Raw genomic sequence first — 1,836 nt, forward strand, 5'->3', positions numbered from 1 at the left:
TCGCCCTGCGCGACCGGCTGCTCGATCAGGACGTTGCCGGCCTGGTCGGTCAGGCGGACGGTGCCGGCGGCCGGGATCTCGAAGGTCTTGTCGTGGGAGCCGTACTCCTCGGCCTTCTGCGCCATCAGGCCGACGTTCGGCACCGAGCCCATGGTGGACGGGTCGTAGGCGCCGTTGGCCCGGCAGTCGTCGATGACGGCCTGGTAGACACCGGCGTAGGAGGAGTCCGGGATGACGGCGAGGGCGTCGTGCTCCTGGCCGTCCGCGCCCCACATGTGGCCGGAGGTGCGGATCATGGCCGGCATCGAGGCGTCGATGATGACGTCCGACGGCACGTGCAGGTTGGTGATGCCCTTGTCCGAGTCGACCATGGCCAGGTCCGGGCCCTCGGCGATCTCGGCGTCGAAGGAGGCCTTGATCGCGGCGCCCTCGGGCAGGCTCTCCAGGCCCTTCAGGATGCCGCCGAGGCCGTCGTTCGGGGAGAGGCCGGCCGCCTTCAGGGTCTCGCCGTACTGCGCGAACGTCTTCGGGAAGAAGGCGCGCACCACGTGACCGAAGATGATCGGGTCGGAGACCTTCATCATCGTGGCCTTCAGGTGCACGGAGAACAGGACGCCCTCGGCCTTGGCGCGGGCGACCTGCGCGGCGAGGAACGCGTTCAGCTCGGCGACGCGCATGACGGACGCGTCGACGACCTCGCCCGCCAGGACCGGTACGGACTCCTTCAGGACGGTCGTGGTGCCGTCCTCGCCGACCAGCTCGATCTTGAGCGTGCCGTCCTCGGCGATGACGACGGACTTCTCGGTGGAGCGGAAGTCGTTCTCGCCCATGGTCGCCACGTTGGTCTTGGACTCGGCGGTCCAGGCGCCCATGCGGTGCGGGTGGGTCTTGGCGTAGTTCTTCACCGAGGCCGGGGCGCGGCGGTCGGAGTTGCCCTCACGCAGGACCGGGTTCACGGCGGAACCCTTGACCTTGTCGTAGCGGGCGCGGATCTCGCGCTCCTCGTCGGTCTTCGGGTCGTCCGGGTAGTCCGGCAGCGCGTAGCCCTTGCCCTGCAGCTCGGCGATGGCGGCCTTCAGCTGCGGGATGGACGCCGAGATGTTCGGCAGCTTGATGATGTTGGCGGCGGGGGTCTTGGCCAGCTCACCCAGCTCGGTCAGCGCGTCGGGGATGCGCTGGTCCTCGTTCAGGTACTCCGGGAAGACGGCGATGATGCGCCCGGCCAGCGAGATGTCGCGGGTCTCCACGGGCACACCGGCCTGCGAGGCGTACGCCTGGATCACCGGCAGGAACGAATGCGTCGCCAGGGCCGGGGCCTCGTCTGTGTAGGTGTAGATGATGGTCGAGTCAGTCACCGGGTGCTCCGCTCCACGTCTGTAACATTGCTCGACATCAAGATATCTCGTGATCGGGGTCGGCTCGACAGGGGTCCTGGCCGGAAAAAGTGCCGTCCGTCATCTCGCGCGCGATCCAGCGGCAGATCACGTCCACGACGTACACCTGTTCGGCCCGGGTCAGCTCGCGGCCCTTCGGGATGCCGTGCCAGCGCTCCAGACAGCTCCGGCAGCAGGTCGCGGTGGCGTGCTGGGCCACGAAGACCGGATGACCGCGGTACGGCGTCTGCCGGCCGTCCTTGTGCGGCTCGGCCGGCGCCAGCCGCCGGGCGATCAGGTCGTACGCGTGCCGGCGGACCGTCGCCGGCCCTTTCAGCTCCGCGGTCGCCCGGTCCCGCCCGCGCAGACGGAACCTGGCCCGGAACGGCTGCCGCGCGAGGGCGTCGAGCCGCCGGTCGAGCGCACGGGGATCGGGGGAGGGGTGCCCCGGTGAGCCGGGGGC

At 69.8% G+C, this 1,836-nt stretch carries 2 protein-coding genes; both read right to left on the reverse strand.

The genetic code is table 11. The annotated features are described in order from the left end of the window. Positions 1–1,355 (reverse strand): NADP-dependent isocitrate dehydrogenase (locus CCN44_RS38635; RefSeq protein WP_143650318.1); only part of this gene is annotated, 1,355 nt, incomplete at its 3' end. A gap of 37 nt (positions 1,356–1,392) precedes the next feature. Beyond that, positions 1,393–1,836, reverse strand: a 444-nt coding sequence (locus tag CCN44_RS38640) for a DUF4186 domain-containing protein (RefSeq protein ID WP_086703555.1), incomplete at its 5' end; no start/stop codon positions are given.

The sequence above is a fragment of the Streptomyces tricolor genome (assembly GCF_002155905.1).
Lineage (GTDB): Bacteria > Actinomycetota > Actinomycetes > Streptomycetales > Streptomycetaceae > Streptomyces > Streptomyces tricolor.